At 62.1% G+C, this 25136-nt stretch carries 25 protein-coding genes; 24 read left to right on the top strand and 1 reads right to left on the bottom strand.

Annotated elements, in window-relative coordinates:
* Window positions 1-15: 15 nt before the first annotated feature.
* The 13 genes from PPRO_RS07720 (at window position 16) to PPRO_RS07660 (ending at window position 14393) form a co-directional block, all read left to right on the top strand.
* A complete protein-coding gene (locus PPRO_RS07720; protein WP_011735455.1) occupies window positions 16-2382 on the top strand; it encodes a pyridine nucleotide-disulfide oxidoreductase/dicluster-binding protein in 2367 nt (788 codons plus the stop codon).
* Window positions 2379-2585 (top strand): DVU_1557 family redox protein, encoded by a 207-nt coding sequence (locus PPRO_RS07715; protein ID WP_011735454.1) that lies wholly within the window; start codon window positions 2379-2381, stop codon window positions 2583-2585. Before PPRO_RS07720 ends, PPRO_RS07715 begins: the two co-directional genes overlap by 4 nt.
* A gap of 5 nt (window positions 2586-2590) precedes the next feature.
* A complete protein-coding gene (gene trsM, locus PPRO_RS07710) occupies window positions 2591-3268 on the top strand; it encodes a DVU_1556 family methyltransferase (RefSeq protein WP_011735453.1) in 678 nt (225 codons plus the stop codon).
* Between the two features lie 82 nt (window positions 3269-3350).
* A complete protein-coding gene (locus PPRO_RS07705) occupies window positions 3351-3809 on the top strand; it encodes a DVU_1555 family C-GCAxxG-C-C protein (protein WP_011735452.1) in 459 nt (152 codons plus the stop codon).
* A 22-nt stretch (window positions 3810-3831) separates the two neighbouring features.
* Window positions 3832-5163 carry a DVU_1553 family AMP-dependent CoA ligase gene (locus PPRO_RS07700; RefSeq protein ID WP_011735451.1) on the top strand — a complete coding sequence of 444 codons (1332 nt, stop codon included), beginning with the start codon at window positions 3832-3834 and terminating at the stop codon, window positions 5161-5163.
* Between the two features lie 64 nt (window positions 5164-5227).
* Entirely contained in the window at window positions 5228-6349 is a 1122-nt protein-coding gene (locus PPRO_RS07695) for a DVU_1551 family NTP transferase (protein WP_157039966.1), read from the top strand.
* A complete protein-coding gene (locus PPRO_RS07690; protein WP_011735449.1) occupies window positions 6346-7116 on the top strand; it encodes a histidine phosphatase family protein in 771 nt (256 codons plus the stop codon). Before PPRO_RS07695 ends, PPRO_RS07690 begins: the two co-directional genes overlap by 4 nt.
* A gap of 332 nt (window positions 7117-7448) precedes the next feature.
* Window positions 7449-8303, top strand: coding sequence for a substrate-binding domain-containing protein (locus PPRO_RS07685; RefSeq protein WP_011735448.1), 855 nt, complete (start codon window positions 7449-7451; stop codon window positions 8301-8303).
* 70 nt (window positions 8304-8373) lie between these two features.
* On the top strand, window positions 8374-9237 hold the full coding sequence (locus tag PPRO_RS07680) for a substrate-binding domain-containing protein (protein ID WP_011735447.1): 864 nt from the start codon (window positions 8374-8376) through the stop codon (window positions 9235-9237).
* A gap of 283 nt (window positions 9238-9520) precedes the next feature.
* Window positions 9521-11518, top strand: a complete 1998-nt coding sequence (locus tag PPRO_RS07675) for a TonB-dependent receptor plug domain-containing protein (protein WP_011735446.1) — start codon at window positions 9521-9523, stop codon at window positions 11516-11518.
* Between the two features lie 57 nt (window positions 11519-11575).
* Window positions 11576-12952: an ABC transporter ATP-binding protein gene (locus PPRO_RS07670; protein ID WP_011735445.1), complete on the top strand. Its 1377-nt coding sequence runs from the start codon at window positions 11576-11578 to the stop codon at window positions 12950-12952.
* Window positions 12939-13676 (top strand): energy-coupling factor transporter transmembrane component T family protein, encoded by a 738-nt coding sequence (locus tag PPRO_RS07665; protein ID WP_011735444.1) that lies wholly within the window; start codon window positions 12939-12941, stop codon window positions 13674-13676. Before PPRO_RS07670 ends, PPRO_RS07665 begins: the two co-directional genes overlap by 14 nt.
* 165 nt (window positions 13677-13841) lie before the next feature.
* Window positions 13842-14393 (top strand): hypothetical protein, encoded by a 552-nt coding sequence (locus tag PPRO_RS07660; protein ID WP_011735443.1) that lies wholly within the window; start codon window positions 13842-13844, stop codon window positions 14391-14393.
* 3 nt (window positions 14394-14396) lie between these two features.
* On the opposite strand, the gene PPRO_RS21630 is transcribed toward PPRO_RS07660, so the two are convergent.
* The gene (locus tag PPRO_RS21630) at window positions 14397-15263 is read right to left on the bottom strand and encodes an energy transducer TonB (protein ID WP_157039965.1); all 867 of its coding nucleotides are present in this window, start codon (window positions 15261-15263) and stop codon (window positions 14397-14399) included.
* A 394-nt stretch (window positions 15264-15657) separates the two neighbouring features.
* Between PPRO_RS21630 and PPRO_RS07650 the strand changes: the two genes are divergently transcribed.
* From PPRO_RS07650 to PPRO_RS07595, 11 genes are all read left to right on the top strand, one after another.
* Complete coding sequence (locus PPRO_RS07650) at window positions 15658-15975, top strand: TusE/DsrC/DsvC family sulfur relay protein (RefSeq protein WP_011735441.1); 318 nt, start codon at window positions 15658-15660, stop codon at window positions 15973-15975.
* Between the two features lie 22 nt (window positions 15976-15997).
* Window positions 15998-16786: a respiratory nitrate reductase subunit gamma gene (locus PPRO_RS07645; protein WP_011735440.1), complete on the top strand. Its 789-nt coding sequence runs from the start codon at window positions 15998-16000 to the stop codon at window positions 16784-16786.
* Window positions 16783-18123, top strand: a complete 1341-nt coding sequence (locus PPRO_RS07640; protein ID WP_011735439.1) for a (Fe-S)-binding protein — start codon at window positions 16783-16785, stop codon at window positions 18121-18123. Before PPRO_RS07645 ends, PPRO_RS07640 begins: the two co-directional genes overlap by 4 nt.
* Before the next feature lie 20 nt (window positions 18124-18143).
* A complete protein-coding gene (locus PPRO_RS07635) occupies window positions 18144-18596 on the top strand; it encodes a DVU_1555 family C-GCAxxG-C-C protein (RefSeq protein ID WP_232286706.1) in 453 nt (150 codons plus the stop codon).
* 150 nt (window positions 18597-18746) lie between these two features.
* Window positions 18747-19487, top strand: coding sequence for a hypothetical protein (locus tag PPRO_RS07630; protein ID WP_011735437.1), 741 nt, complete (start codon window positions 18747-18749; stop codon window positions 19485-19487).
* Entirely contained in the window at window positions 19487-19717 is a 231-nt protein-coding gene (locus PPRO_RS07625) for a hypothetical protein (protein ID WP_041532212.1), read from the top strand. The genes PPRO_RS07630 and PPRO_RS07625 overlap by 1 nt, the downstream gene beginning before the upstream one ends.
* A gap of 83 nt (window positions 19718-19800) precedes the next feature.
* On the top strand, window positions 19801-20607 hold the full coding sequence (locus tag PPRO_RS07620; protein WP_011735436.1) for an amino acid kinase family protein: 807 nt from the start codon (window positions 19801-19803) through the stop codon (window positions 20605-20607).
* A 102-nt stretch (window positions 20608-20709) separates the two neighbouring features.
* Complete coding sequence (locus tag PPRO_RS07615) at window positions 20710-20922, top strand: hypothetical protein (RefSeq protein WP_011735435.1); 213 nt, start codon at window positions 20710-20712, stop codon at window positions 20920-20922.
* Window positions 20923-21073: 151 nt separating this feature from the next.
* On the top strand, window positions 21074-21883 hold the full coding sequence (locus PPRO_RS07610; RefSeq protein ID WP_011735434.1) for a TOBE domain-containing protein: 810 nt from the start codon (window positions 21074-21076) through the stop codon (window positions 21881-21883).
* A gap of 315 nt (window positions 21884-22198) precedes the next feature.
* Window positions 22199-23140 (top strand): ABC transporter substrate-binding protein, encoded by a 942-nt coding sequence (locus PPRO_RS07600; RefSeq protein WP_232286705.1) that lies wholly within the window; start codon window positions 22199-22201, stop codon window positions 23138-23140.
* Window positions 23127-25064 carry a SpoIIE family protein phosphatase gene (locus tag PPRO_RS07595; protein ID WP_011735432.1) on the top strand — a complete coding sequence of 646 codons (1938 nt, stop codon included), beginning with the start codon at window positions 23127-23129 and terminating at the stop codon, window positions 25062-25064. The genes PPRO_RS07600 and PPRO_RS07595 overlap by 14 nt, the downstream gene beginning before the upstream one ends.
* The last annotated feature ends 72 nt before the right edge of the window (window positions 25065-25136 follow it).

Here is a 25136-nt window from a genome sequence, read left to right as displayed (position 1 = left end):
AGGGGGCAAACTGCCATGGAAAAGACCGAATTACAGGAATGGGAAGACAAATGCATCCAGGAGGAGCCCCCTCCCTGCATGACCGGCTGTCCCATCCATGTGGATGCCCGGACGTTCGTGAAGCAGGTCGGTCTGGGCAAGTGGGAAGATGCCTTAAAGACCATGGCCAAGACCATGCCCTTTCCCAGGATCCTGGGGCGAATCTGCGACCACCCCTGCGAGTCGACCTGCCGCCGCAACGAGGTGGGTGAGTCAATCGCCATCTCCGCCCTGGAGCGGGCCTGCGTGGAGACAGCCCGGGAGAAGGTCAGGGGGGTAATGCTGCCGCGCAAGCAGACCAGGGTGGCCATCATCGGCAGCGGGCTCTCCAGCCTGACCGCAGCCTGGGATCTTGTGCGCAAGGGGTACCAGGTCACCGTCTTCGAGCCGACGGGGCGCCTGGGCGGGAACCTGTGGAACTACCCGGAATCGGTTCTCCCTCCTGAGGTGATCGCCGGTGAGTTGAAGCTCCTGGAGGAAATCGGCGCCACCATTGAGCTTATGAGCGACATCAGCGGCAGCAGCCGCATCGCCACCCTGCGCGGTGAGTTCGACGCCCTGTTCGTAGGCCTTGATACGGTGGGCGTCAACAGCAACGGCCTGGAGCGGGACGACAAGGGGTCGGTGTGGTGCAACGTCCTCACCAGGGGAACCAGCATGGAGGGGGTCTTTGCCGGCGGCAACAGCATCCGCAATGGCCGTCCCTCCCCCATCTACGACGTTCTGGACGGACGCAAGGCAGCCACCTCCATCGACCGCTACACCATGAACATCAACCTGGAGAACGGCCGCGAGCTGGAGGGGCCCTACCCGTCACGGCTCTACACCAATACCAGCGGCATATCCCCCCTGGCGAGAGTTTCACCTGCCGGCGCGGTTTCGGGATACAGTGCGGAAGAGGCGATATCAGAGGCTGGCCGCTGCATCCAGTGCGAATGTCTGGAGTGCGTCAAGGTCTGCCTCTACCTGGACCGCAACAACGGCTATCCCAAGAAGTACGCCCGGCAGGTATTCAACAGTGAGTACGTCATGTTCGGCAGGGCGCACACCAAGAACCTGTTCGTCAATAGCTGCAGCAGCTGCGGCCTGTGCGAGACCGTCTGCCCCAACAACTTCAACGTGGGCGAGATGATGCAGCGCGAGCGCCGCACCTTCCTGAAGAAGGAGTTCATGCCCCCCTCCTTCCACGAGTTCGCCCTTCTGGACATGGAGTACAGCAACTCCCAGCGCTGCGCCCTCTGCCGTCACGAGCCGGGCAGGGAGGAGAGCGCCTGGCTCTACTTCCCCAGCTGCCAGCTCTCTGCCACCACGCCCTTGGAGATAGAATCCTCCTACGCCTACCTGCGGGAGAAGCTGGAGGGGGGCGTGGGCATCATGCTTGGCTGCTGCGGCGCACCCGCCCGCTGGGCCGGTCGGGACGACCTGTTCCAGGAGGCCCAGGCAACCATCCGGGCCCAGTGGGAACGCATGGGCAGGCCACGGGTGATCACCGCCTGCTCCACCTGCCGCACCCTGTTCCAGGACAACCAGCCAGAGATGGAGACCCACACCCTGTGGGAGCTGATCGGGGAACATGGTCTTCCCCCGGGACACCTGACCAACAACGGCGCCACGGTCTCCATCACCGACCCCTGCATGGCCCGCCACGATGGCGAGACCCACCGCCAGGTCCGAAGCCTGGCCCGTTCCCTGGGTTTTGCCATCAACGAGCTCCCTTTGAGCGGCGAGAAGGCCGAATGCTGCGGCTTTGGCGGGCTGATGTTCAACGCCGACCCGGCCCTGGCCAGGGATGTGGTCAGGCACCGCACCACCGCCATCGACCCGCCCGACACCAGCTACTACCAGCCGACGGTCATGGACAACGACTACCTGGCCTACTGCGCCATGTGCCGGGACAACCTGGCCGCCGGCGGCAAGCGCACCTCCCACCTGATCGAGCAGCTCTTCCCGGCTGAAGGGTTGGGCGACCCGGCCGGTCGCGGCTGGATCTCCTGGACCGAGCGGCGCCACAACCGTGCCGCTCTCAGGGAGCGCATTCTGAAGCAGCAGGGAGAACCGGGGGGAGCAGGCGTGGAGGAGCACGACCGTATCACCCTTCTGATGACGGAAGAGGTGCGCAGGACTGCCGACGAGCGACGGATCCTGGAGAGCGACATCAAACGGGTCATAGACCATGCCGAGACAAGCGGCAGGAAGCTGCACAACGCTACCAGCGGCGTGTACCGCGGTTACCTGAAATTTGGCAACGTGACCTTCTGGGTGGAGTACACGCCAACCGAGGGAGGCTACAGGGTTCACAACGCCTACTGCCACCGCATGAACATCGTGGGGACCAAACTATGAATCTGTCAACGGAAGACCCGCAGGAGTGGACCTGCAGCCTGTGCGGCGCCCAGCTGAAGGTAGCCAAGGTCGGTTTCACCTACATGAAGGGCAACTTCGAGGTCGAACTGCCGGCCTGCGCCGACTGCGGCATGGTGCTGATCTCCGAGGAACTGGTCAACGGCAAGATGGCCGACACCGAGCGGATCCTGGAGGACAAGTAGGCCAGATGCACGCCCCTCTCCATGAATCGCCCCTGTTCCGGGAGGCCAGCGGCCCCACCCTTCGCCCCGGCGGGCTGGAGCTCACCGACCGGGGCGTCCAGCTCTGCCGCCTGCCCGGCGAGGCGGAACTCCTGGATGTGGGCTGCGGCAGCGGCATCACGGTTCAGCACCTGCGGGACACCTACGCCTACAGCGTCAGCGGCATCGACATTTCGGAGAAACTGCTGGCCGAGGGAGTGGCGCGCGACCCGACCCTGCGGCTGGTGCGAGCCCCGGCGGAAGCACTCCCCTTTCCCGACCGGTCGCTGGACGCTATCTTCTGCGAATGCGTGCTGTCGCTCCTGGATGATCCGGTGAAGGCCTTGGCCCAGTTCCACCGCACCCTGCGGCCCGGGGGGAAGCTTGTGATCAGCGACCTGTACCGGCGCCGGGCGCCCCTCAAGTCGGAAACCGGAGGGGAATCCCGCAGCAGCCGGGGCATCGCCTCCAGCGAGGACATCCAGGGCTGGCTGTTAGCGGGCGGCTTCGACGGCTTGCTGCGCTGGGAGGACCACAGCCGCAAGCTGACCGAGCTGGCCGCCCAGGTGATGCTGACCCACGGCAGCCTGGAGTGCCTCTCCGGGTTGTGCGACTGCGGGGAGGGGAAGCCGGGCTACTACCTGCTGGTGACGGATAGGCAGTGAACAGGGATCAGGGAACAGGGACGAGTCACAAGTCACAAGTTACGGTCTTTCCGTCACCGTCACCAGTCACGAAAGGAATACCATGGATCAGACCCTGATGCGCATGCTTGAATTGGACTACAACGGCTACTACTGCAGCCAGATCCTGATGATCATGGTGCTGGAAGCCCAGGGAAAGCAGAACCCGGACCTGATCAGCGCACTGGGGGGGCTGGCCAACGGCTCCGGCTTCTCCGGCGGGTTCTGCGGCTGCCTGACCGGCGCGGCCTGCCTGCTGGCGCTGTTCGCCGGCAAGGGGAGCGACGACGAGTACGAGGACGAGCGGCTCATGCACATGACCCGCGACCTGGAGGGGTGGTTCGAGAAGACATTTGGCAGCCGCTTTGGCGGGGTCACCTGCCAGGCCATCGTGGGAGACAGGAGCGAGGTCAGGCAGCGCTGCGGCTCCGTTGTGGCCGAGACCTACCACAAAGTGCTGGAGATACTGGCCGCCAGCGGCTACGATATCACGGCCGGAAGGCCGGGGAGAGAAAACGGATGAGCAGGGCACGGGGCGGACTGACATGCCACGGCTGACCCCCCTGGAAGGATGGATCGGGGCCAGGATCGGCCTGGCAGCGGGAGCGCGGCTGACCCGTAGCGCACTGGAGCAATACCAGTTGGACAGGCTGCATGAGACCCTGGCATACGTCAGGGAACAGAGCCCCTTCTACCGGCAGCAGCTGACAGAATCCGGCACACCCGCCTCCCTGGAGGAGATGGCCACCCTCCCCTTCACCACCCCGGACCAGATCCGGGAGGACGACCGGCGCTTCCTCTGCGTCTCAGCCGGAGAGATCGAACGGGTGGTGACCCTGCACAGTTCCGGCACCACCGCGCCCCCCAAACGGCTGCACTTCACCGCCCATGACCTTGAGCTTACCGTTGACTTCTTCCACCACGGCATGGGAACCATGGTCCGGCCGGGACAGCGGGTGCTGATCCTCATGCCGGGGGAGTTGCCCGGCAGCGTGGGCGACCTGCTGGCAAAGGGTCTCCAGCGCCTGGGGGTTACGGGGATCATCCACGGCCTGGTCCGGGACAGCGAGGAAACCCTGCGCCGGATCGTTGAAGAGGAGATCGACTGCCTGGTGGGGCTTCCGGTACAGCTGCTCGGCCTGACACGCCACCCGGCTGCCCGCCGGCTGTGCCGAAAGCGGCTCACGAGCATCCTGGTGAGCGCCGACTACGCGCCGCTGGCCGTCAAAGAGGCCCTGTCAACTTTCTGGGAGGTGCCGGTGTTCGACCACTACGGCATGACCGAGATGGGGCTGGGAGGGGCGGTGGAATGCGCCGGCCTGTGCGGCTACCACCCCCGTGAGGCGGACCTGTACCTGGAGATCGTCGACCCGCTGAGCGGAGAGATCCTTCCCGATGGAGAGCCGGGAGAAGTGGTCTTCACCACCCTCACCCGCCGGGGCATGCCGCTGGTGCGCTACCGCACCGGCGACCTGGCCCGCTTCCTGGCCGAACCCTGCCCCTGCGGCAGCGTGCTGCGCCAGCTGGAGCGGGTACGGGGGAGGATGGGAGGGGTGTTCTCCTTGGCGAGCGGCGGGCAGCTGAGCATCACCCAACTGGACGAGGCGCTGTTCCCGCTCCCCTTCCTGCTCAACTATCAGGCCATACTGGGGCAGAGGGACTGTCGTGAGGTCCTCTCCATCGGCATCGAAACGGGGAGCGGGAACAGCGCAGGGTTCACCAGCCAGGTGCAAGACGCCCTGCTGGCGCTCCCCGCCATAGCGGAGGCCGTGGCAGCGGGAGTCCTGACCCTGGACACTGACGGGACGGGATGCTCTGCACCGTCGCCCACCATCAAGCGGGCCATCATCGATACCCGGCAAGGCTCCGGTCCATGACCCCATGGATAGCAACGCCAGCGGGGCGTCTGAACACGTCCCCGAGTCCGGAAAGGGAACCGACATGACCCATACCAGCACGACCCTGATCCTCTCGGCCGGTTTTTCCTCGCGCATGGGCGACTTCAAGCCGCTGCTCCCCCTGGGGGGGATGACGGTTCTGGAGCGCAGCGTTTCCCTGTTCCGCTCGGCCGGCGTGGAGGATATCCGCGTGGTCATCGGCCACCGTGCGGAAGAGTTGCAACCGCTGCTCACCCACCTGGGGGTCCGGGGAATCCTGAATCCCCGCTACCGGGAGGGGATGTTCACTTCCGTGGTGGCTGGTGCGGAAACCATTGCCGACGGCCGCGCCCCCTTTTTCGTCATCCCGGTGGATATCCCGCTGGTCAGGACGGCCACCATCCGCCACCTGCTGGAGGAGTACGAGGAAGGAAGAGATGATGTGCTCTACCCCGCCTTTCAGGGGGTGCGCGGCCACCCGCCGCTGATCGCCGCCAGGCACGCCCGGGAGATCGTGAAGTGGCGCGGAAACGACGGTCTGCGGGGAGCGCTGGGACAGTGGGAAGACGGCTCCCGGAGCATAGCGGTCAGCGACGGGCACATCCTCAATGACATGGACACCCCCGAGGCCTATGCCGGGCTTCTGGAGAAGGTCACCCGCTACGAGATTCCCACTGAAGCGGAATGCATGGCGTTGCTGGAAATGCTCTTGCCGGCGGATTCCCCCATCATCCGTCACGGACGGGCCGTGGCTGACCTGGCGCTGACGATGGCCGGCAGACTTAACCGCCACGACTATGACCTGGACACCCGACTCCTGGAGGCGGCCGGTCTGCTGCACGACCTTGCCAGGGCCGAGGCGGACCATGCCCAGGCCGGAGCCCGCCTGCTGCGGGAGGCCGGTTTCGGAGCGGTGGCGGAACTGGTGGCCAGCCACATGGATATCACGCCAGGCACGGGAGTGCGGATCACCCCCCATGAGCTGCTCTACCTGGCGGACAAGCTGGTGCAGGGGGATCGCCGCGTCACCCTGTCCGAACGCTTCCGTGTCGCCCTGGAGCGCCATGGCCATGACCCTGCTATTTTAAAGAACGTTACCAACCGGTTACACGCGGCACTCAGCATACAAACACGCCTGGAAGCCACTCTGGGGTGCCCCATGGCAGAGGTTATCAGCAGACAATGAGCGACACACACAACCGCAACTACCCCACCACCGTCTTTCTCATGCGCCATGGCGATATCCGCCAGGACAACGTCAGACGGTACATCGGACAGGCGGACATCGAACTGAACGCCACCGGCCGCGCCCAGGCCATAAGCTGGCGCACGGAACTGGCAAACATCCCCCTGAAGCGGATCTACTGCAGCGACCTCTGCCGCTCCCACGAAACCGCCTGCATCATCGCCGAGGGGAGAAACGCCCCGGTCCAGCCGCTCTCCAAGCTGCGGGAGATCAACATGGGTGCCTGGGACGGCCAGGCCATGGACGACGTGCGTAGCCACTACGCGGGCGAATACGAGAAGCGCGGCGCCGACATGGTCTACTACCGCCCGCCGGCAGGCGAGTGTTTCGCCGATGTGGCGGCGCGGGTCATCCCGTTGTTCGAGGAGATCGTGCGCAACACCACCGGCAATCTGCTGATCGTGGGGCATGCCGGGGTCAACCGGATTATCCTTTCCCACATACTGGGAATGCCCCTGGACAACCTGTTCCGGCTGCGCCAGGACTACGCCTGCCTGAACGTGATCGACTGCGGCAGGGATGGCATGCGGCTCAGGGAGATGAACCTGGACAGTCAGGTCTTCCAGCGGATCATCTCCCGGGCAACGGAAGAGCACGGGGACTATTCCAGCCAAGGCGAAGAGCAGGCGACGGCGGCAACCACGGAAGGCAGGCCCGACAATGGACGGAAAGCAACCATCAGGTTACAGGGAGCGGTCCTTTCGTGAACGCCGGCGCCCCGGCCACACCCGACGAATCCCCCTGACCAGGATCCAACACCCAGGCATACGCCGTTTCCTCTCTCCTCAACATCCCCCATGACCGTCAACAGAGCCGGATTGCATTCACCCTGCGGAAACGATATATAGACACGGCTACAATGCCTGTGCTATATCCGCTTCATTAGCAACAGGCATTTCCCCCGTTTTTTCTCTTTTATGACAGACAGTGCCCGGCAGGGGAGGAGACCGGCTTTTCTTCACCTGCGTCGTTCATTATCAGGGCAACAGGACGTTTTAGCAGCGCCTGGGGCGCATACTTCACACAAGGAGATTACTGTATGAAACGACTGACCGGCTGTACCCTGGCAATCCTGCTGCTGTTGGCCTCGTGGACATCGGCGGCCCTGGCGGAGCAGGGATTCATCCTGCTGGCAAGCACCATCGGCCCCATCGACGCGGGGATCGTGTCGGTACTGGAAGACGCATTTGAAAAGGATACAAACATCCGCGTACGCCACGTGGGAGCCGGCACCGGCGCGGCGTTAAAGATCGCCCAGAAGGGGAGCATCGACCTGGTGATGGTGCATGCCAAGTCTCTGGAAGAAAAATTCGTTGCCGACGGTTACGGCACCGAGCGCATACCCTTCATGTACAATGACTACGTCATCGTCGGCCCGGCCGATGACCCGGCCGCCATCCGCGGAACGAAGACAGCCACCGAGGCTCTGAAGAAGATCGCCGCAAAGGGAGCCCCCTTCATCAGTCGCGGCGACAAATCCGGCACCCATGTGGCTGAGACGGAACTCTGGGCCAAGGCGGAGATGAAACCGACCGGCCCCTGGTACCGGGTCTTTGAAAAGGGGAGCGAGGGAAACAAGGCCACTCTGGCCTACACCAATACCGAGAAGGGCTACACGTTCATCGACCGTGCCACATATCTCTCCCTGAAGAAGGAGATCAGCCTGCGGATCCTGGTGGAAGGGGATGAGGCGCTCTTGAACCGCATCTCCCTGATCCCGGTCAGCCAGCAGAAGTTCCCGAAAATCAATGCCCAGGACAGCGCCACCTTCGTGAAATGGCTGAGCGCCCCCGACAAGGGGCAGAAGATCGTGAACGAATTCGGCAAGGACGTGTACGGCGCGCAGCTCTTCTTCCCCGACTCAAAGGAATGGAAAGCCAGGGCAGCCAAATAACCTGTTTTCCACACGCCAGGGCCGAGAGCCGTGACGTGTCAACCACCCCACCACCGGAAAGGAATCAAAGATGAGAAAATTCAAGCCATTGTCCCGTTTCACCGCCTTCATTGCAACACTGGCCATCCTGGCCTGCGGACTCTCGTCCACTGCCATGGCCGCCTCCAGGAACCTGATCCTGGCCACCACCACCAGCACCCAGGACTCCGGCCTGCTGGACGTTCTGATCCCCCTGTTCGAGAAACAGAGCGGTTATTTCGTCAAGACCATCGCCGTCGGCTCCGGCCAGGCCATGGCCATGGGGCAGAAGGGTGAGGCCGACGTGCTGCTGGTGCACTCCCCCGACGCAGAGAAGAAATTCATGGCGGAGCAATCCGGCACTTCACGCAAGCTGGTCATGCACAACGACTTCGTCCTGGTAGGCCCTGCCAGCGATCCGGCCAAACTGCGCGGTTCCAAGACCAGCGCCGAGGCGTTCAAGAAGATGGCGGCTCACAACGCCCTGTTCCTCTCCCGCGGCGACAATTCCGGCACCCATGCCAAGGAAAAGGGACTCTGGAAGGCGGCCGCTATCAACCCCGACAACCAGAAGTGGTACCAGCAGACCGGTCTCGGCATGGGTCAGACCCTCTCCGTTGCCGACGAGAAGCACGGCTACACCCTGACCGACCGCGCCACCTACCTGGCGCTGAAAAAGAACCTCAAGCTGACCATCATCCTGGAAGGCGACTCCAAGCTACTGAACATCTATCACGTGATCGAAGTAAACAGCACTAGGTGGCCTAAGGTGAACGCAGCCGGCGCCAGGGCGTTCTCCGACTTCATGGTCTCCAAGAAGACCCAGAAGGAGATCGGCACGTTCGGCAAAGCCAAGTTCGGCGCCCCGCTCTTCTTCCCCGATGCGGGCAAGAAACCGGAGCAGCTGGGCCTGTAACAGACAACTCGTATTTTTCTCCTGCCTCCAACAGAAAAAGGCGTCCACTCCGGACGCCTTTTTTTATCTGCTGCAACAGCTGGCAAAAAAGGTTATAGACTTCACCACATAGCCACCCTCAGCCCCTCCGAAAAAACTACATAAAATAAATAATATATAATGTTATTACCCGTTTACATCGTTATTACTAATACTATATAACTACGTCTGTTTTTCATGCCGCTATGCGGCACCTGTTATTTTTTTGCGATCTGAACACACCACACCTGGAGGGAAACACACTATGAACACGAAAATCACGGTTGGGGCCGTGTGTCTTGCCGCATGCGGCCTGTTGGCACCCCAGCACAGCGTACTGGCGGCCCAGCAGGGGGATGAGGACACGGAGGCGTACAACCTGGGCGAGATCGTCGTCTCGGGCAAAACCGAGGGGGTCCAGGCGGCGGAAACGGTGCATACGGTCACCGCCGAGGACATCAGGAGCATGAATGCCACAACCCTGGATCAGGCAATCTCCCTGCTGCCCGGCGTGAATGTGCGCATCGGGCCCGAAGGGGTGCCCCGCATCGACGTGAGAGGTTTCCGCACCCGTCATGTCATCCTGCTGCTGAACGGGGTTCCCCTCAATTCGGCCCTTGACGGCCAGTTCGACCCGACCACCATCCCGACGGAAAACATCGCCATGATCAAAATGACCAGCGGAGCCAGTTCCGTCCTCTATGGCCAGGGGGGGCTGGGGGGGGTGATCAACATCATCACCAAGAAGGGCTCCAAAGATATCAGCGGCATGGTTTCCGCCGAAACCGGCGACCACTACCCCTACCTGGTGAGGTCCAGCCTGGCCGCCAAGAAGGACGCCTTCGACTTCTTCATCAGCGGAAGCTCCACCGACGTGGACGGTTTCCCGCTCTCCGACAGCTTCGATAAAACCTCGGTCCAGGACAGCGACTACCGCAAGAACAGCGACAGGGAACGCCACAACGTGCTGGGCACCATCGGCTACAATCCCAACGATGACCTCTCCCTGGGGTTCACCTTCACCTACAACCAGGGGGAGTACGGCAAGCCGCCAGGCACGATCGACAACAACAAAGACCCGTTCGCCTCAACACCCAAGTATGAGCGGATAGAGTCCTACGAGGGGCTGTCGCTGCAGCTGGCCGGTGACTACCGGTTTACCGACAAACTGAACCTGAGGGGCTGGGCCTACCGCAACCAGCTGCACATGCAGGACTACCTGTACGCCGACGCCGACTATGACTCCTTCACCAAAAAGAGCAGCTTCAAGGAGCGGGTGAGGACAACCATCCACGGCATCAGCCTGCAGCCCAGGTACGATTTCGGCGCGGCCGGCACCCTGACCTTCTCCACGATCAACGAATGGGACCAGTGGAAGAACGACGGCTTGACATCATCGGCCAACAATAAGCCGCTTGATACGAGCAGGGACGAGTCAAAGCAGTACAGCGTCCATACCCTGGCAGCGGAGTACGAGTTAAGCCCCTTGGAGGGGCTGGGGCTGGTTGCCGGGTACGGCCACCACTGGCAGGCACGCGAACACTCCTCGGACAACGACTACAGCGTCAACGCCGGCATCCATTACGATATCCTCAAGGACACCCGGCTGAAGTTCTCCTTCAACAGGAACATCCGTTTCCCCACCCTGGGCGACCTGTACGGTCTCTCCGAAGGCAACCCTGACCTGGATACGGAACGTTCCCTGACATTTGAGGGGGGGGTGGAGCAGAAGCTCCCCTTCAACAGCAGGATCAGCCTGATCGGCTTCCATACCGAGGTAAAGGACCTGATTCAAAAAGACAAGACCACCGACACGAACATGAACGTGTCCAAGGTTGTGTACGATGGTTTCGAAATCGCGGCAGCCACCCAGTTCACCAAGAACATCCTCCTGCGCGCCTCCTACACCTATCTGGACTCAAAGGTCAAGGATGACAGCGAAAAGGAGCAGCTGCAGTACACCCCCCACGACAAGTTCACCTTCGAGGGAAAATACGATTTCGACTGCGGGTTTACCCCCTATGTCTCGGTCCAGTACGTGGCCAACCAGTATTTCTACACAAAGGATACCGCCGCAACGTTTGACAAGGGGAAGCTGAACGACTATGTCCTGCTGAACGTCAAACTGAGCCAAAGGTTCTTCGACAACAGATTCACGACCTATTTCGGGGTCAACAACATCTTCGACGAGAACTACGAGACAAGCTACGGCTATCCCCAGGCGGGCCGTTTCATCTACGGCGGGATCGAATTGCGCATCTGACCGTCGCCACTTCAGCACGGGAACAGTTGGCAATCCCGTGCCATACATGGACGCACCATGCTCCAGGTTAACGATCTATCCTACAACTATCCGGATGAACACACCCCCGCCCTGGCGGGGGTGTCCTTTTCCGTGCGGGCCGGCGAATGCGTCTGCGTCACCGGCCACTCGGGATGCGGCAAGAGCACGCTGCTCCTGACCATCAAGGCGCTCCTGCATGACGGCTCCCTGACCGGCGGCATACAGATCGATATGCCCGGAGACCTGGCCACCTCCCACCGGGACGGGATCGGCATTGTCTTCCAGAACGCCGAGACCCAGATCCTCTGCGCCACAGTGGCCGAGGAGGTCGCCTTCGGACCGGAAAACCTCTGCGTTCCCGCCGAACAGATCGGCGGCCGCATCGAACGTTCCCTGGCGGCGGTGCAACTGACCGGGTTCGAGCAACGAAACGTGGAGCGCATGTCGGCCGGCCAGAAACACCGCCTGGCCATCGCCTCGGTCCTCTCCATGAACCCCTGCCTGCTGCTGCTGGACGAGCCGACCTCACAGCTGGACGGAGCCTCCAAGGCGGAACTGGTCCAGGTGCTGGGAGAGCTGAAGAGGAGCGGCTACACCCTGCTGATCGCCGAACACAACCTGGAACCGTTCGCGGAGCTCATCGACCGCTACCTGCTGATGGAGAAGGGGAAAATCATTCGTGAATCACGGCAGGTCCCGGTTGATTTCACCAAACCGGAGCGCTACGCCTCCTCCCCGCTCCCCCAGGAATCCGACGGGGAGCGGCAGGCGGCCATTGACATCGATCGGCTCTGCCTCTCCTACCCTGACCAGGGGATGGTCCTTAGGGACTTCTCCCTGCGGGTCGCGGCGGGAGAACGAATCCACCTCTTCGGCCGCAACGGCTCGGGAAAGTCCAGCCTGCTGCGTTGCCTGGCCGGCGTGATCAGGCCGGACTCCGGGGCCATCCGGCTGGCGGGAGTCTCCAACCGCAAGGGCCTGACGGGCACGGTGGGCTACCTCTTCCAGAACCCCCAGCGCCAGCTCTTCGAGAACACGGTCCAGGAGGAGGTGGCCTTTTCCTTAAAACGGCTCCGCCTTCCCGACGACCAGGCCAGACAGCTGGTGGAGAAGGCATTGCTCGCCTGCGAAGCAGACCATCTGAGCCACAGGCTGCCCCTCTCCCTAAGCTTCGGCGAACAGCACCGGGTGGCCCTGGCATCGGTGCTCGCCCCGCAGCCGCGGCTGCTCCTGCTGGACGAGCCATTTTCCGGACTCGACCTGGGCCAGCGCTACCGCCTGCTGAAGATACTGGCCGACCTGCGCGACAGCTATGCCACCACCGTCCTGATCGCGTCCCACGACCCCCTGCCCGATCCCTGTTGGGCCGACCGAACCATCTCCCTGGAGACCTCCTCGCGTGCCCGATCCTGACCCGCTCAAGCACAAAAGAAATCGACGCAGCGATTACGGTTGCCAGTACCTGTCCGTGGACTCCCCGATCCACCGCATGGGGGTCGCCTGGAAGCTGCTGCTGGGTACCCTGCTGGGGGTGGCGGCCATCGCGGCCCAAAAACCCTGGTCCCTGGCACTGGTGCTGGCCCTGGACGGTGTCTACTACTTCAGCGCCCGCCTGACGCTGGCCGACCTGTGGCGGGACACCCGCTACCTGATGGTACAGGCACTGATCGTCGTGGGACTGTACACGGCGCGCTACGGCATACCCGAGGGGCTCTGGCCGGGGCTGCGCATTGCGCTGCAGATATTCCTGTTCTTCATCCCCGGCATCGTTTTCCTGCGCACCACCCTGGCTTCCCGCATGATGCAGGAACTGAGCAGGGTCATCCCCTACCGGCTCTCCTTCCTGGTCTACACCAGCCTGCGCTTCGTACCGCTCTTCGCACGGGAGATCCATGAAATAAAAATGACTCAGCAACTGCGGGGCGCACGACTGGCGCCGCGTGACCTGCTCAACCCCGCCAATTGGCGGGACATGTTCCACTGCCTGATGATCCCGCTGCTGGTGCGCGCACTGAAGATCGCCGACGAAGCGGCACTGTCCGCCGAGGCGCGGGGATTCGGACGGAGAAATGAGCGCACCCATTTCAATCCGCTGAGCCTGGAGCCTGCCACGAGGGAAGGGGAGCAGAGGCGGTGATCCTGGGGGAGAAAGGCGTTAACAAGAAAAGGTTGCCCACTATTCTCCCTCCTTGTGAAGGGGAGGGAGCTACCCCACCGACTGTGTGTTTGTAATGGTTGAAGAGAGAGCACAGGTCCGCATGCAAAAGATCCTATAAAGGAACCAGAAGAAGGGAGACCGTTGATGAAACAAGAGAATATTTTTCTGTGGGGGCGTTTCACGCTTCGCGAGGCGCTGCTGCTCGGCTTCTGCGCCACATTCATTGTGCTGACCCGGGCGGCATTGCGAATCCATTTTTCCCTGCCCGGTCATTCCATGTTTTTCCTGATCTTCTTCCTGCTCATGGCTCGGGGATGCGTGCCCAAGATCGGAGCGTCCACCCTGGTGGGGATCGTGGCGGGACTGGTCTGCATGATGCTGGGAATGACCAAGATGGGGCCGCTGGTCATCGCCAACTTCATCCTGCCGGCCATAGTCATCGATATCGCCGGCGCCATCTACCCTCCCCTTCCCACGCGTTACCTCGCCTGCCTGCTGGCCGGCATCCTGGCCTCGCTCTGCAAGGCGCTGACGGGCATCGGCCTGGACCTGCTTTTGGGGCTGGAAACGGAGATCATCGTGCAGCATATCATCCTGACCTCGGTGGGCAGCGCCTGTTTCGGCGCGGCAGGATCGCTGCTGGTACCCAGCGTCATCCGACGGCTGCAGGCCAACAGGCTGATCCCCTCAACGTAGGTGTCACGGTTCCAGCTGGTAGACGATGGGCATGCGGAGCTCCGCACTGACCGGAGGCCGGGGAAAGGGCGCGGACTTTCGTATGGCCTCCACGGCGCCCTGATCCAGGATATCGTATCCGGAGCTCCCCACAACGCGGATATCGCTCACGCTGCCGTCTTCCTGGATAACGAAGGAGACCCGCACCCTTCCGCTCCACCCTTCCCGCTGCGCCCTGCGGGGATAGGTAAGGCGCCTGTGGATGATCTCCCGGATGTAGGCGAAATGTTCGGCCAGGTATCCGGAACGCTGAAGCTGGACACTGTTCCCGCTCCTTCCGACGGCAGCGCTTCCGGCCCCATCGCCGCCTCCGCTCCCCGAACCGCTGCCAGATCCACTTCCCGAACCGGAGCCGTGGCCAGTAGCTGACCCCGTACCGTTCCCCCCTGAGCCACCTCCACCCGGGCCGGAGGCAGCGGAATCGTTTGCCGCCGCAAGCACAAGAACCGATCCCGCTGCCCCATGTGTCAGCGCTCCCCCATCCTGGCGGCGTTTTTGGACCGACGACAGGGCACGAACGAGCGGAACTGCTCTGGTCACCACTGTTTCCCGGCCCCGTAGTGGAGCGCCGTGCCGCACAGCAGGGACTGGAGGACGGGAGGTAGCAGGAGCCGCTGATGGTCGGATGGCGCCCGTGAAAGCGCCCCCCTGACCGCCCCCCCCTCCCCCACCCGCCGGCATGGCGAGACTCAGATCAACGATGATCGGTCGGGGATCGGGGAGACTGTCGCACGGGCAACTAAAGAGCATCAGCAGGCAGGCATGGAGCACGAGAGAGATCAGCAGTGCCGTCCGGATGGAAAAGACTTTTTCAGGTGGTGTTCGCTCCAAAAAACTCCTCCGCCTTGCTACGCATCTGGTGATCCGGACAGTAAGCAACAAAGATTCGCCCCGGTCAATGCAAAATCCGGTGCCGGGCGCCCATAGTCGTCGGCTCCCCGAAATCCACTTTCCCCTTTATTTACTGTAGCAATATTGTTAGAGTTGCAGCCGTCGGCTCACCGGGAGGGAAACAGGACATACAGCGATTCCATCCGGATGGCTGGATTTGAAACGGTCAGCACCTACTTGCGCCCACTTCGTCCTCTGTACAGAGCAGACCCAACGAAACCCGCGATGACACCGACAGGAGTCGGTTGTTGTCGCGGGTTTTTTCATAGGAGCGCGCAATCCGATTGCGCCGGTTTTTCATCCGACCACCGGAGCGTCAAGGTGGAAAATCACGATGCCATACCTGGAAGTTGATGGAAACAGTATCGAACTGAACTCGCAGGGTTTCCTGCTCCGCCAGGAAGAGTGGAACGAGGCCGTGGCCCGCGCCCTGGCCGCTCTGGAAAACATCCCCCAACTGAGCGAGGCGCACTGGCGGGTGATCCACTGCCTGCGCGACTACTACCAGCGCTTCAAAGTCGCCCCCATGTACCGCAAGCTGGCTAGGGAGAGCGGCGTCACCCTGGATGAACTGGAGGCGCTTTTCTCCTGCAAGACCGCCAGGACAGCCTGCAAGGTGGCGGGACTGCCCAAACCGGCGGGGTGCCTGTAGCCGGACGACGGACGGAGTGTCCATGGAGCACATCTTCTACGGCATACTTCCCCTCGCGGCTGTTACGCTGTTCTTCTGCGCCAGCATCCTCCGCATCGCGGCCTGGCTCTGGCGGCCGGTCCCCTACCAGCTGACCCTCTTCCCGGTCTCGACGAAGCGGCGCGGGAAGCTGGCGCTGGCGGCCGGAGAGCTGTTCCTGTTCAGGACGCTCTTTCGCGAGAACAGGCTGCTCTGGTTCCTGGCTTGGCTGCTGCACCTCTCCCTGGCCATGATCCTCGCCGGGCACGTCCTGGGAATCTCCCTCCTGCGCGGCCAGTTCACCGCTCTGGGCGCTTCCCTGGAGACCAGCGCACTCATCTCCAGGACGCTGGGCGGAGTGGCCGGAGCAGTCATGGTTTCCTCGCTGGTCGCCCTCTTCTGCCGTCGCCTGCTGGACCGGGAACTGCGCAGGCTCTCCGAGCCTCTGGTCTGGTTCGACCTGCTGCTCCTGCTCTCCGTCGCCTCAAGCGGGCTCGGCATGTATCTGCCCGGCTTCCACCCTGACCTCCCGGCCGTCAGGTCCTGGATTGCATCACTCTTCCGCTTCGATTCCGTGCCGCCCCCCCCCAACCCGCTGTTCACGCTCCACCTTTCACTGGCAGGCTTCCTGCTGGTCTATTTCCCCTTCTCGCAGCTGATGCACGCGGCGGGCGCCCTGGTCAACCGGGCCATGCTGATGGAGGCGGCCCCCACCTTCCCCACGCCGAAGGACAAACACCCCCGCTCCCCCTTTGCCGAAAAACGCGCACCCGGGGAGGAGTCCCGGCAATGAAGATTCCAATGCTTCTGGCCACAGCGGATGAGATGCGGAAGATCGGCATCACGCCGGTCCCCGAGGGAAAACGGGTAAGCGCCGCTCTGCAGCTGCTGGACCAGTACCGCTCCTTCGCCCGCCAGCTGTCGGTCATGCTGGAGAGCTGCACCGGCTGCGGCGCCTGCGCCCAGGCCTGCCACAGCTATCGGGGAACGGACGACCACCATAACATCCCGGCAGCCAGGGCCGGCCTGATGCGCCGGGTGTACAAACGGCACTTCACTTGGCTTGGAAAGGCGCTGGGCATAGTGGGCGGCGCTCCGCAGCTGGATGCGCAGACCCTGGAGAGCTGGATCGACTACTTCTACCAGTGCACGGTCTGCCGCCGCTGCGCCACATTCTGCCCCCTGGGGATCGATACCGGCGAGATCGTACTGGCGGGACGCAACATCCTCTCCCAGTTGGGAATCGCCCCCAGCTTCATGGTCACCATCGCCCGCAACGAACTGGGTGCCGGCAACAACACCGGCATCCCCCAGCCGGCCGTGCTGGACAGCTGCGCGTTTCTGGAGCAGGAGTTGCGGGACGAGACCGGCCTGGATATCCCCATCCCGGTGGATAAGCCGGACTCGGATCTGCTCTATCTCCCCTCCTCATCGGAACTGTTCAGCAACGTGGAGACCCTCATGGGTGCGGCCAAGCTGTTCCACGCCCTGGGGGTCAACTGGACTATCTCCACCACCATGCTGGAGGCGGCCAATTACGGCTTCCTCTTCAATCTGGAGCTCATGAAGGAGTTCAACCAGCGCATGCGCGACACCGCCGCCCGGGTCGGCGCCACCACGGTCGTGGTGGGAGAATGCGGACACGGCTGGCGGGTGGCACGCATGTGCTCCGAGGGCGCCAATGGGCCGCTCCCCTTCAACCTGGTGAACGTGCTGGACTTCATGGCCGAGCGACTGTCAGATCTAGCGCTGCGCAAACTTCCCCTGCGGGCCACCTTGCACGACTCGTGCAACCATGCCCGGGGCACGGGGCTGGTGGATGCACCGCGCAGAATCATGTCGGCCTGCGTGGAGGAGTTCGTGGAGATGAGCCCAAACCGGGAGAAGAACTTCTGCTGCGGCGGCGGATCGGGGCTCCTGATGGAGGAGATGCTGGAGATCCGCATGAAGCTGGGCAAGATGAAGGGGGAGCAGATCAGGCGCCTGCTCCCCCTGGATTACGTGGCGGTTGCCTGCGCCAGTTGCAAGGCCCAGTTGCCCCTGGTGCTCGGGCACTACGGCATGGAGGAGGTCAGGAGCGGCGGGGTGATCGACCTCATGGGAAAGGCGCTGCAGTTGAACCGGTTGTGAAAGACGACGAAAGAGAGGAAATGATGATTGATGACACCACCTTCACGCTAATGGAACTGAGCCAGAAAGGGTATTTCTGCAGCCAGATCCTGCTGATCCTGGCCCTGCGCAACCAGGGAAAGGAGAACCCCGACCTGGTGCGGGCACTCTACGGCATATCAAAGGGAACCGCCGGACAACTGGGCACCTGCGGCACGCTGACCGGCGCAGCCTGCCTGCTCTCCCTGTATGCCGGCAAGGGAAGCGACGACGAGCAGGAAAGCGAGCTGCTCCCCGGCATGCTGGAAGAACTCTGGGAGTGGTTCGAGCACACCTACACCCCCCTGTACGGCGGTATCACCTGTGCCGCAATCCTGGCCGACGGAACCCAACCGCGAGAGCGTTGCGGCGCGATCGTCGCCAATGTTTACAACAAGTGCCTGGAGATCCTGGTCGCCAACGGCTTCGACCCCAGCGAGGGCCCGACTGTGTAATCGTAAGAGAGGAATTTCTCGAACCGTTGATCCGCCCGAGCTGCAACAATCCCGCGCGGAGCCTGAAATAGTATTTGATTTTTCACGACGCTCAGGTCACTATTCCGCGGACATTTCATTACTCTCACACCCCTGCGGAGACATTCACCCATGCGCATTCTCGTGAGCATCGACGACACCGACAACCTGGAAAGCAGGGGGACCGGCGAACTGGCCTCCCTGATTGCCGACGATCTGGAAACCAACGGCTGGGGGACCAGCAGTTTCGTCAGCCGCCACCAGCTGCTGGTACACCCGGACATCCCCTACACCTCCCACAACAGTGCCATGTGCTTCAGCGCCGAGATCGACGACAGCTCCCTGGACCGGGTCATCGGCCATGCGTCCGCATTCCTCTCCCGGGAGAGCGCGCCAGACTCCGATCCCGGCCTGTGCGTGGCCGTACTGGACAGACTGAGTTCTCCCGACCGGCTGATTGCCTTCGGCAGGCAGGCCAAGCAGGCCGTGCTCTCCAAGGAGATGGCCTATGAAACGGCCCGATGCGAGGGAGTGCACCTGTCCGAGCACGGCGGCAGCGGTCAGGGGGTCATCGGAGCCCTGGCCGGCGCCGGCCTGCGGTTGAGCGGCAACGACGGACGCATGAAAGGGGGGCTGAAGATCCCCGCCGACAACGGCGTCATCAGCGTGGCCGCTCTGATCAGCAGCTTCGCCGAGGTGGATGTGGTGCGCTCCGTCACGGGCGAGGCCGTGGGGAACAACGACCTGGTGAGAATCGACGAAAAGGCCAAGACCGTGCTGCTGGACGGGCTCTCGGTGCTGCTGGTCACTCCTTCTCCCGACGGAACCGTCACCTGGCAGACGGTTCACCGCAAGCAGCTGAAGAGGTACTGATGGAGAAACGGCAGACTGACGTCCATGGTGACGGGGAGTTTCCCGGCGGCAAAGAGGACTGGGCCGGCGCGGCCGGCCAAGCGGCCCTCTGCCGGCACTTCTCCCCGGATGTGGAGGAGGAGTGGATTGCCGACGAGGAACGCTCCTGCTACAATTGCCGCTATCGACGCTGGACCGCGGCATCCTTTGCCTGCCAGGCTCCCTCGCTCCACGGCTCTTCAAACACGTAGCAAACCATTTCACACACAATCTCAACATCGGCTCGCAATTTGCATACATTTAAAAATCCACACACCCATCAGGAGGTTTCAACATGGCAGGACGACATGAAATTCAGAACAAACTCAAAGGCGAGACCCTGGTCCGCAAGAGCCTGACCGGCAGGCGCGCCGGCATCGAGTCGCTCAGGCTCGTGCCGGATCTGAACGTGGTCAAGATCGGCGGACATGGGACCATCGACTACGGCCGCGAGGTGGTGCTTCCGCTGATGGAGGAGATCGGCGAGCTGTCGCTGGAGCACAAGATGCTGATCGTCACCGGCGGCGGGGTGCGGGTGCGCCACATCCTGGACATCGGCATCGACCTGGGCATGCCCACCGGCGTGCTGGCCGAACTGGCCGCAAAAATCAGTGAGCAGAACGCCGAGATCGTCACCCTGCTGCTCTCCAAATGGCACGGCTCGCGGGTGAAACCGGGCGACCTGCTGGATCTGCCCACCATGTTGCACCTGGGGCTTTTGCCCGTAATCCACGGCACTCCTCCCTACGGACTCTACGAGCATCCGGCAGAGTACGGCCTGATCCCGCCCCACCGCACCGACACCGGCGCCCTGCTCATGGCCGAGGTGCTGGGTGCCAAGAACTGCATCCTGGTGAAGAACGTGGACGGTCTGTACACCGAAGACCCGCGGATAAACCCCAAGGCGGAGCTGATCGAGGACATCACCGTGGCCGAACTGCTCAAACTGGACATGGAAGACCTGGTGCTGGAACGCAAGATGCTCAACCTGCTGCCGGACATGATCAACGTCAAGGAGATCAAGATCGTCAACGGCCACAAACGGGGCAACATCGGCCGGGCAATCCGGGGCGAGAAGGTGGGCACGGTCATCAGGGTTTAAGGGTAAAATCTTTCCGCTTTCCAAAAATGCATAAGGGGCGTATATTTTAATCAACCCTCCGAAGTACCCAGGGAGGAAAAAAATCAAGAAGGAGGCACCCTTATGTCAGGCAAGATCTTTTATCGCGAGCGGTCCAAGATGGCGGATGGTGCGAAACAGCCCCGGTATATCCTGGTAGCTGTATCGGATCTGAATCTGAAGGTGTACGGCCAGCATCTGCGCATGTGCGAACTGAAGCACATCGCAGAGGCGGTGGGAGCGGAGTTGGTCGCCCTGCCGCGCGGATCGAAACACCAGGGCGAAGAAGCAGAATAGGCGCAGTGATTGACCAGACGGTGGAATAGGAAGAGGGGGCTGTTGCAAAGCAGCCCCCTTTTGTTATGTCCAGCCGGATTTTGCGATCACACACTTCTGAAAGAGGCTTCTTCATCGATCTCAGAGCATTCACCAAAGAGGAGCGTCATCCATGAAAACAGACAAGAGCAAACTCAACATCTCCGGCAACCTCTGGTTCAACCGGGATGATAGTAAATTCCTGGGAACGGATCGCATCAGGCTCCTGGAGAAGATCGACGAACTGGGATCGATCACCAAGGCGGCCAAGGCGGCGGGCATCTGCTACAAGACCGCCTGGGACACGGTCAGCGCCATCAACAACCTGGCTGAAAAGCCGCTGGTGGACAGCCTGACCGGAGGCAAGGGGGGCGGCGGCACCAGACTGACCGCCGAGGGAAAGGAAATCGTCACGCAGTTCAACCTGATTCAGCGGGAATTGCGCAGACACCTGGAAAGACTTGAGGAAAAACTGGGCAACACCGACAGCCTGTGCAGTTTTCTGCGGAGAAATTCCATGAGGATCAGCGCGCGCAACATCTTCTACGGCACCATCAGCGCCATCACCACAAACAGCGTCACTGCCGAGGTAACCCTGACGCTAAAGGGAGACGTCAAGCTGACATCGGTGATCACCAACGGCGCCGTGGAGAACCTGGGGCTGACAACCGGTATGGACGCCTATGCCATCGTGAAGGCAAGTTCGGTCATGATCGGCAGCGACCTGCATAACAGCAGATTCAGCGCCCGCAACCTGTTCCGCGGCACCATCGTTCGCATCATCGAGGGGGAGGTGAACTGCGAGGTAGACCTTGAGATCAACGGCGGCACCATCATCAGCGCCACCATCACCCGCGACAGCGTCAACGAACTGGAACTTAAGGAGGGTAGCCGCGCCTGCGCGCTGTTCAAGGCATCCGACGTTCTCTTGGGAACAGCCTGAAACAGGGGCCCGCCGGATGGGGCCTTTTTTTTCGTTCATCTGCCGTGCCCGACAGTCGAGCCGCTTTTTTGTGCTCGGCAACACCGAAAAAAGTGGTACACAATGGCAGGGTAGGCGCCCAGGCGCGCCTGAACCGCTCCGGGTTGGAAAACAGGGTGAGTGCGTCGCGGTTGACTCGATCAGATGCAACCGCAGACAATGGGGGATGGAGTTTATGGTGGCTCACGGCAGCATGAAAGGCAGCGCATGAGGACACCGGGAGCCGGACCTCCGAGGCTAATAACCGTCCTTTTGCCCCTGCTGGTGACCGTCGTCATGCTCACGCAAGCCCACGCGGCCGTGGCGGAGACACTGAAAAAGGCCAGCCTGCTGCCGCTCTGGAGCCCCCAGGCCCAGTTCGCCGGGTATTACACCGCCCTGGAGCGGGGAATCTACCGCAAACACGGCATCGACCTGACCATTATCACCGGAGGACCGAACCGCTCCCCCAGCGCATACCTGGCCAACGGCACGGCCGATTTCACCATGCTCTGGCTGACCACGGCCATGCAGCAGCGCAGCGCAGGAGTGCGGCTTGTCAACATCGCCCAGGTGGTCCAGAACTCCTCCCTGATGCTGGTGGCCCGAAAATCCAGCGGCATCAGGACTCCTGCCGACATGAACGGCAAAAAGATCGGCCTCTGGGGGGACCCCTTTGCCATCCCCCCCACGGTATTCTTCACCAGGCAGCGATTGAGCGTGCGCACCGTTCCCCAATCCTACACCATCAACCTTTTCCTGCGCGGCGGCATCGATGTGGCCTCGGCCATGTGGTACAACGAGTACCACACCATCATCAATGCCGGCATCGACCCCGATGAGTTGAGCCTGTTCTTTTTCAAAGACCTGGGGCTGAACCTTCCCGAAGACGGCCTCTACGCCCTGGAGAAAACCGTGCGGAGAGATCCCGCCCTGGTGGACAGCTTCGTGCGGGCCACGCTGGAGGGATGGGAGTATGCCTTCAGCCATCCCGACGAGGCGCTGGACATCGTCATCAAACAGATGCGACTGGCCAGGATTCCCGCCAACCGCACGCACCAGAAATGGATGCTGGAGCGGATGCGCGACCTGATCGCCCCCCGGGACGGCCAGGCGCTGACCGGCGCACTGAACCGGGAGGACTACCAGGCTACCGGCCGGATTTTGCAAAAGGAGAGGATGATCCGCGCCATCCCCGACTACGATGCCTTTACCAGGAGGCCCGATGTTCGGCGATAGAAGCATTGCCTTCAAACTGATCCTGGTCATCACGCTCTGCACTTCCCTCATCTTCACCGTTATTCTGGGCTACAGCTACTACCGCTCCAAGAGTGTCCTGCAGAGAGAGCTGGAGAACAACGCCCGCAACCTGGCGCTGTCGTCGGTTAACAGGGTGGAGGCCGTACTCGCCTCGGTCACCAGGGTAACCGAGGGGCTGGCCCGTTCCCTGGAGAACGGCCGTTACAGTCACCGGGAGCTTCTCGCCCTGCTTAAGGACACACTGGCGGACAACCCCGAGATCTACGGTTCCTGCGCTGCCTTCGAGCCCGACACCCGCGAAAGCAACGCCCGCCCCTACGCCCCCTACTTCTTCCGGAGCCGGGGGAAGATCGCCTACAACAACGAGGACTCCTTCCAGTACCTGCGCCAGGACTGGTACCAGATCAGCCGGGAGTTGGGCAGAACGGAATGGACCGAGCCCTATTACGGCGACAACGGATCAAACATCCTCATGGCAAGCTGTTCCGTCCCCTTCCACGAGACCAGTGGCGGCGCCAGGCGTGTCAAGGGGGTGGTGGTTTCCGACATTTCCCTGGAGTGGCTGACCGCCACGGTGGCATCCATCAAGGTGCTCAAGAGCGGCTACGCCTTTCTCCTCTCCCGCAACGGCACCATCGTCACCCACCCTTCCCGGGAGATGATCATGAACGAGACCGTCTTCTCCCTGGCCGAGGCACGCAACGACCCGGGACTGCGGGCCCTGGGGAGGAAGATGATCAGCGGGGGCTCCGACTTCATCCCCTACACAGACCTGTACGGCAGGCGCTGCTGGCTCTACTACGCCCCGATCCCCTCCGTGGGCTGGACCCTGGCGGTGGTCTTTCCCGAGGCGGAGCTGCTGGCCCAGGTGAGAAGCCTGAGCCTGACCGGCGCAATCATGGGTTTGGCCGGCATCCTGCTTTTGACCCTGGCGGTGGTCTTCATCGCCCGCTCCATCACGACGCCGCTCCGTTCCCTGGCCGCGGCGACCCATCAACTGGCGGCGGGGAACTTCGACCTGGAACTCCCCCTGGTGCGCTCCAACGACGAGGTCGGGTTGCTGGCCCATGACTTTCAGGCCATGAAGGAGTCGCTCAAGGACTACATCAGGAATCTGACCGAGACCACCGCGGCCAAGGAACGCATCCAGAGCGAGCTCAAGGTGGCCACCGACATCCAGGCCAGCCTGTTGCCCCGCATTTTTCCCGCTTTTCCGGAACGCCCCGAGTTCGATATCTTCGCATCCATGGATCCGGCAAAGGAAGTCGGCGGTGACTTCTACGACTTCTTCTTCATCGACGACACCAATCTCTGCTTCCTGATTGCCGATGTTTCGGACAAGGGTGTACCGGCTGCACTGTACATGATGGTGGCCAAGACCCTGCTGAAGTCTGAGGCGCAGCGCCTGGGCGAGCCGGACAAAATTCTTTCATCCGTCAACAACATCCTGGCGGCGGACAATGACAGCTGCATGTTCGCCACGGTGTTCTGCGCCATCCTGGATACCACCTGCGGTGAGGTGCGCTTCGCCAATGCCGGACACAACCCGCCGCTGACAATCGACTCCACGGGGATAGGCTACCTCACCCTGGAATCGGGTTTCGTTCTGGGCCCCATGCCAGATATTGTCTACACAACCCAACGACTCACCATGCAGCCGGGAGACACGCTGTTTCTCTATACCGACGGCGTGACCGAGGCGAAAAACCGGAAGGAAGAACTGTACGGCGAGCCGCAGCTGCTTGATGCCCTGCGGCGTGGCCCCAGGGATGATCTTACGGAAACAATCCATTTCATCCGTGCCGAAGTCACGCGTCATGCCAATGGCGCGCCGCAATCGGACGACATCACCATGGTTGCGATTACCTACCGGGGAAGCGGTGTGACGCGAGGGTCGGCGTGACGAGCTGCGTTCGACGGCCAGAACAGATGTAGTCAGTGTAACCGTCCTGATCAAGAGAACCTGACCAACAGC

It is taken from the genome of Pelobacter propionicus DSM 2379 (genome assembly GCF_000015045.1).
In the GTDB taxonomy this organism is placed as follows: Bacteria; Desulfobacterota; Desulfuromonadia; order Geobacterales; family Pseudopelobacteraceae; genus Pseudopelobacter; species Pseudopelobacter propionicus.
The sequence above is the reverse complement of the archived record's forward strand: the minus strand, read 5'-3'. Positions and strand labels throughout refer to the sequence as shown.